The following is a 6,974-nucleotide window of genomic DNA, read 5'->3' as shown; positions in this document are numbered from 1 at the left end:
CATGCAGCACGCTGAGCTGCAGCGGAATCGCCAGCACAAAGCTGCACACATCGGCAATCGGCTGGGCGATTTCCACGCCCTGAATCCCGATCAGCGCCGGCAAGAGCAGCACCGCCGGGATGAAGAACAGCCCCTGCCGCGACATCGCCAGCAGCGAAGCGCGGAAGGATTTTCCGATCGTCTGCAGCATCATGTTGCAGATCGTAATCCACCCGCACAGCGGGAAGGTCAGGCATTGCCAGCGCAGCGCCTGGGTGCCGATCGCGATCACCTGCGGATCATTTTTAGAGAACAACTGGATCACCTGCGGGGCCAGCAGGTAGCCGGCCGCCGACAACACGATCAGGATCACCGTGGCGACCTTCACGCAGAACCAGAAGCCTTCCTTGACTCGGTCATACAGAAAGGCACCGTAATTGAAGCCGCACACCGGCTGGAAGCCCTGACCGAAGCCGGTCACCACCGAAGCCGCCAGATTCATCACCCGGCCGACGACCGACATCGCCGCAATCGCCGCGTCGCCGTACGGCCCCGCCATCAAATTCAGACAGATCGTTGCCACGCTGCCTAATCCCTGCCGGCACAACGAAGGCATGCCGCCGTTGATGATCTGGGAATAGTAGTATTTGGAGAACGTAACGTTGCGCAGGCGGATGCGCAGGTTGCCGCCCTGGGTCGTACTCTTGAGCAGCAGCACGAAGCCGACGAACTGGCTGATGATCGTCGCCAGCGCAGCCCCGCTGACCCCCATGTCAAAGACAAAGATGAACAGCGGATCCAGAGCGATGTTGAGCACTGCCCCCGAGGCGATGCCGACCATCGCATAGAACGCGCTGCCCTGGAAGCGCAGCTGATTGTTGAGCACCAGCGAAGCCGTCATATACGGCGCGCCGATCAGGATTAAGCGCAGATACTGGCGGGCATAGGGCAGAATGGTTTCGGTCGCGCCCAGAATCCGGCACAAAGGATCGATCAAGATTTCCCCCAGCAAAAAGATCACCGTGCCCAGCGCCAGCGCCGTAAAGAAGCCGGTCGCCGCCATCTGCTGCGCTTCGTCAAAGCGGTGCTGCCCCATTTTGCGTGAAATATAATTGCCCGAGCCATGACCGCAGAAAAAGCCGAAGGCCTGGATGATCGCCATCAGCGCGAACGATACGCCGACCGCCGCGGTGGCGCTGGTTCCGATCCGGGCGACGAAGAACGTGTCCGCCATGTTGTAAAACGACGTTACCAGCATGCTGATAATCGTCGGCACGGCTAACCGGCAGATCAGGCTGGACACGGGCTTCTCCGTCATCGTTTTGTATTTTTCCTCTTGTGTTTCTGGTTTCCCCATATTTTCTCCTCTTTCAACCTTTTTTCGACCTTCTTATTGTATAATGGAAATCAGGATTCCACAAATTCATTGATTTTATGATTTTCATTACTTCATGTAATAATTAAAGAAGAAAGGAGTGCCTCATGGATTTCAAAGAATTAACGTATGTGCTGGCGCTGGCACGGCATCAGAGTGTTACCAAGGCGGCCCAGGAGTTATATCTGACCCAGCCGGCGCTGACGCGGTTTCTGCAGCGCCTGGAAACGAGCGTGGGCCAGCCGTTGTTCACCCGCTCCGGCAACCGGCTGATTCCGACGTATGCCGGTGAAAAGTATATTGAACGGGCACAGGAAATACTGCTTTTGAAAAAACAGCTGGACGCGGAAATGCAGGATATCGTCCAGGTGCACCGGGGACAGCTGCGGATCGGCTTGTCGATCTTCCGCAGTTTTTCCCTGCTGCCCAACGTGCTGCCGGAATTCACCCGCAAATATCCGCATGTGAAACTCCTCGTTGAAGAAAACGACCCAGCGTTTCTGGAGGAGGCGTTGTGCCGGGGCGAGCTGGATCTGGCGTTTTTCTCGCTGCCGACGCGCCGCAAGGAAATCGTGACGGAAACGATCCGGACTGAAGAACTGGTGCTGCTTCTGCCGCCGCAGGATCCGCTGGCCAGTCAGGCTCAGCGGCGGCCGGGATATCGTTACCCATGGCTGGATCTTGGCTGGGTCAAAGAGCGGCCGTTTATCCTGCAGAAAAAGGATCAGCGCACGCGGCAGATCACAGACCGGTTGTTTCATGATTACGCCTTCACGCCCAACGTGATTCTGGAGATTCAGAACATCGATGTGTCGATGGCGCTGACAGCAGCCGGTTATGGTTGTTCTTTCACCCGCGATATCCATGCGGTCGAGCTGCAGGCGTATCAGCCGGCGCCGCAGTGTTTCTCCGTCGGCCGCCAGCGCACGCTGACGCAGTATGCCGCAGCTTACCGCAAGGGCGCGTACCTGCCAGATTATGCCCGGGATTTCATTGAGCTGGTGCGAAAACAGTTGAATACTTCAAGATCCTCGTCATCCTCAATTTAACGAATGCAAATCAGATTTCTACCTTTATGTTAAAAACAAATTTCCGCAGGTATATATCCCTAATCATAAATATGATCTGCAAAAAAGAGCTTGGATCAAATGGTTTTAAATCATTCAATTCAGCTCTTTTTGTGTCTGTTTCTATTTCTCCACGCTCAGCAGCAAGGAAGACTCCACCTTCAGTTCGCTGTCGCCGCGCACGCCGATATAAGCTTTACCCGGCTGAATTGCCGTCACGACACCCTGCTCATCCACGACCGCTACGCTCTCATCGCTGGAAAACCAATGCAGCGGAACATCGTCCGCGGATTCCGGCACAACTTCGCAGGTGACAAGGGTCGTTTCTCCCGGCTTCAGTCCGCTCTTTTCCGCGCTCAGAAACAAGTTCTGAACCGGCAGCACTTCCCGGATCTGCACGTCATCCAGCCACAGCGTGCCCTCAGCGTCGCCCAGCTTAAAGCTCAGCTCCAGCGTCGAGGCAGAATACGCCGTGACAAAATCATAGCGGTAAATCGCCCAGTCTTCGCTCATGCACAGATTATCGTTCAGCTGGACCTGATGTGTCGGGATGACCTCGCCCGCCGCCGTTTTCTGCGTCATTTCCAGACCGAAGCTGTCGCTGCTCAAACCGGCCGCCTTATGATGGAAAACCAGTTGATAGGTGGTATTCGGCTTTAATTCCAGCTCTGTGCTGAGCACCCCGGCGGCAGAACCGTCGGTTCCCGCTGCCGTCAGCGCCAGCGACCGGCTGCCTTCCGTCTGGGTTTGCGTATCGACCGCAGCTGTCAGCGCCGCAGAACCTGGCTGCTCTTCCTTCAGATGCCATCCTGCCGGCAACACATCGCCGTCTTCCTCAAAGCTGCCGTTCGCCAATAAATCAGCGGGATCCGCCGGCTTCCGGACCGGATCACCAAAGATCTCAATCTCCGCGATTTCATAACCTTGATCCGCAGCCTGCTTGCCTGACAAATCCAGGCGCACAAACTTCACTTCCTGCTTTTCAGCGGAAATCGCATCGCTGTCCGTCACTTTTTCCACAGCAGCGATTGGCTCGAAGGTTTCCCCATCGAGCGATCCGGATACTTCATAGCTTCCCGCACGGACCGCGCCCCACAGAACGTTGATCTGTTCCACGGCGATCACCTCGTTCAGCTCAATCGTAATCGTCTGCGCCTCCGCAACGTCAGAAACCCACGGCGTCTTTCTGTCATAATCGACTAAAAGATACGGTGAACATTCTTCATTGGTGGAAGAAACCACGACGCTCTGACCTAAAGCCCGGTTGCCCGTATTGGCTGTGCCTTCCACTTCACCTAACAATTCAAATTCAGCATAGAACAGATCATGATCGGACAATTCGCTCTCCACCCGCTGGATATCCGTAATCCGCATATTCTTCGTGCACAGCACATTGTCAATCGTCAGCACCTGCATCGACGGATCGTCGCCTTCGCGGTAGGTATCGTACCACATTCCGTTATACCCGTTGGCAAGATTGAAATTATCCCGAAACATCGAATATTCGTAAGCGTGCTGATCAGTATTAAAATCCGCGGTGATGATTTTATATTCTACCGGATCCGCATTCACCCGCTCGATCACCTGCGCGATCTGACGGCGGCGCAGATCCAGGTTTTCCCAGCTTAAATGGGTGTTGTATAAGGCGATCTGAACGCCGTCCTTTTCAATGACGACGCGCTCCAGCGTCTTGGTCGCCCGGCTGCCGGTGCTTTCCAACGGGATCGAGCTAACGGCCAGCGGTTCATAGCGGGAAAGAATGCCGACCCCGAATGCGCCGTTCGCGAAATCACGGCCTTTGGCGAAATGGGCATAGGGATAATCCTCATTCACAAAGCTCTGGACCATATCCACCGGATTGCGGTCGTTGAGCACGTCGACTTTCTGAATGCCGACGGCGTCCAGATGATGCTGAGCAAAGAGTTCAGCCATCGCCTGGGTATCGGGATGATTCTTTGCGGCAATATTCCACGTCCCGACGCGCAGCGTAACCGGGCCCGAGCTTCCCGCTGAAGTCTGCGGGGAAGCGCTGCAGCCGGTGACCGGCAGCATCAGCAGCAGTAAGCCCAGCGTGAATTTCATTATTTTTTTCATGGTATCCTCCTGTTGTTAACGAATGCGAGCAGGTTGACGCCTGCCCTTAAATATAGTGTACTCATCTTCGCCGCTGTTGTCTATTCATGATTCTTATGGATAAGTAAGATTTCGTTATTCATAAATTCGTCTTATGGTATAATAAGATCAGAATCGAGGGGATAGCATGCTGGATTATCGCTTAAAAACCTTCCTGCTTCTCAGCAAGACGCTGAATTACACGAAAACGGCCCAGCAGCTGCACATGAGCCAGCCGGCTGTGTCGCAGCATATCCGCTACCTGGAGCAAACCTACAACATCAAGCTTTTCGAATATTATAATCGGCGGCTGCAGCTGACGGAAATGGGGCAGCAGTTTTATCAGCAGGTTTTAGCGTTGGAGGTGCAAAGCCAGGACATCATCGAACGACTGCGGCAGGAACAGGAGAACCGGCGATTGCTTCGGTTTGACTGCACCTTCACCTTCGGCGAATACATCCTGCCGCCGCTGATCTGCCGGTGGATGAAGGAGAATCCGAATACTGAATTGTGCATGCGAATCGCGGGAACGACGGCCTGTCTGGAAGCGCTCGATCAGGGCGAGATCGATTTTGCGTTAGTCGAGGGCTTTTTCGACAAAGCGGTGTATGAAAGCCGGCTGATCAAGATGACGCACATGGGTCTGGTTGTCCCGGTCGGCCATCCGCTGACGCAGAAGAAAGACGTCATGTTGAACGACCTGATCGATTATCCGTTAGTCGTGCGGCAGAAGGAATCCCGGATGCGCGGAATCCTGCCGACCGGTCTGGCGGAGCACAATCTTTCTTACGAAAGCTTCGCCGGTTTAGTGCAGTGCGGAAGCATGAATGTCATGAAGACATTGATCAAAAACGGCTGCGGCATCGGTTTTCTGCATGCGGATATCATCCATCCGGAGCTGCTTGAGGGCACGTTAGTTGAAATCCCAGTGAATGATTTCGTCCTGAAGCGGGAACTGAATATGGTTTATCTGCCGCACCATGCCGATCCGGGTATGCTCGATCAGATTTATCAGGATCTGGCGGAGCATCTCGAACAGCTGGGTACTCATTAAGTAGGAATCTTTCTATCCCAGAATAAACTTCTAGCGACAATCTTGTTTCCTCAGATCATTTATGTCTATTAAAAAAACTGGCAGAATAAGGTTTATTTTTACCTTACCGACCAGTTTTTTCTTTTAACTATCCGGGGTCACAATTTTTGGGTCACCGTGATTTTCCATTCCGTTTCCACGCTTTCGCCTGAGAGCAGATTCAACATCTGAATATTCCTGTTGATCGCGTTCTGTTCGCCGGTCCACGGTTCAACAACCAGAAAGGTATCCGGCTTTCCGCTCCACAAGAACAGATTCCGAAATCCAATTAAATTTTCCAGCCGATATGAAAACTGCTCATCCTGCCAGCAAAACACTGAACAGTCCCGAAGCAATACGCCGCTGCCGGTGATTCTCTGAAACTGTTCCTCAGTGAACGAACAGGTCTCGCCGTCTGCTTCAAAAGTCAAAGCCCGCAGATCAGAAATCCGGAAAAACGGATGGAACCCCAGATCGCAGGGCATCACTTCCTTCGATTGATTCGTTATTTGCGTATGATACACCAGCGATCCAGCATCCACTGAAAGCCGGGATTGCAGCCGAAAAGAAAACGGAAAGGTCTGTTTTGTTTCCGGTGTATCCGAACATTCAAAGACAGCTGTCCTTTCATCCTGAGCCTTGACCTGCCATGGCAAGGAATGGACAACGCCATGAATCCCAGCCGGATAACGCTTATCATGAATCACCAGTTCGCCGTTTTCCGGCATTCCCACATAAGGAAATAAAACTGGACATCCGCATCGCGGCCGCTGACCACTCTTTAGATTCTCCTGATCAAGATAAATATGATTTACGCCGCCCAGGATGAGTTCAGTAATGATATTCCCTCGTTCAGGATTAAGAGAAACCGTCAGCACCTCAGACTTTAAGGTAACGTTCATGCGCTTTCCCCGCACATTAACGATACAATTTCCTGCGGCTGCCCGCTGTCCTTAATCTGATTCAGCAGATCGTCATCAGCGATCCGCGCCGCCACCTTTGACAGCAGCCGCATGTGATTCTTGGCAAAATCTTTGTCCGAGCTGACGCAAAACAGAAAAATCAGATCCACTTTTTGATTATCTAACGATTCCCAGGCAATCGCCTGTTTCAGCTTTGCAATCGCGATACCGATCCGGGTTACACTTTTACTTTTGCCATGCGGAATCGCGACGCCGTTGCCTATACCGGTAATTCCCTCCGCTTCCCGCAGATAAATATCCTCCATAAACTGATCGACGTCCGCAATATAACCGTTAGCCAGCAGCATCCCGCTCATCTTCCGCAGCGCTTCTTCTTTATCCTTAACGTCCAGGGCAGTGGTTATTACCCGTTCGTCCAATACTTCTTTTAAATTCAATTCCATCAT

General features: G+C 53.0%; 6 protein-coding genes. 2 read left to right on the top strand and 4 right to left on the bottom strand.

The annotated features are described in order from the left end of the window. Positions 1-1,336 (bottom strand): MATE family efflux transporter (locus tag HOLDEFILI_RS01200; RefSeq protein WP_006057498.1); only part of this gene is annotated, 1,336 nt, incomplete at its 3' end. Positions 1,337-1,461: 125 nt separating this feature from the next. Between HOLDEFILI_RS01200 and HOLDEFILI_RS01195 the strand changes: the two genes are divergently transcribed. Further along, entirely contained in the window at positions 1,462-2,403 is a 942-nt protein-coding gene (locus HOLDEFILI_RS01195) for a LysR family transcriptional regulator (RefSeq protein ID WP_006057497.1), read from the top strand. Positions 2,404-2,544: 141 nt separating this feature from the next. Here HOLDEFILI_RS01195 and HOLDEFILI_RS18145 read toward each other — a convergent pair whose 3' ends face one another. Next, entirely contained in the window at positions 2,545-4,515 is a 1,971-nt protein-coding gene (locus HOLDEFILI_RS18145) for an endonuclease/exonuclease/phosphatase family protein (protein ID WP_006057496.1), read from the bottom strand. A gap of 166 nt (positions 4,516-4,681) precedes the next feature. Here HOLDEFILI_RS18145 and HOLDEFILI_RS01185 point away from each other — a divergent pair, with 166 nt between their 5' ends. Then, complete coding sequence (locus HOLDEFILI_RS01185) at positions 4,682-5,587, top strand: LysR family transcriptional regulator (protein ID WP_006057495.1); 906 nt, start codon at positions 4,682-4,684, stop codon at positions 5,585-5,587. Between the two features lie 137 nt (positions 5,588-5,724). Here HOLDEFILI_RS01185 and HOLDEFILI_RS01180 read toward each other — a convergent pair whose 3' ends face one another. Then, on the bottom strand, positions 5,725-6,507 hold the full coding sequence (locus HOLDEFILI_RS01180; RefSeq protein WP_006057494.1) for an aldose epimerase family protein: 783 nt from the start codon (positions 6,505-6,507) through the stop codon (positions 5,725-5,727). Then, positions 6,504-6,974 (bottom strand): PTS sugar transporter subunit IIA, encoded by a 471-nt coding sequence (locus tag HOLDEFILI_RS01175; RefSeq protein ID WP_006057493.1) that lies wholly within the window; start codon positions 6,972-6,974, stop codon positions 6,504-6,506. Before HOLDEFILI_RS01175 ends, HOLDEFILI_RS01180 begins: the two co-directional genes overlap by 4 nt.

This window comes from Holdemania filiformis DSM 12042 (genome assembly GCF_000157995.1).
Lineage (GTDB): Bacteria > Bacillota_I > Bacilli_A > Erysipelotrichales > Erysipelotrichaceae > Holdemania > Holdemania filiformis.
This window is presented reverse-complemented; position numbering and strand designations above follow the sequence as displayed.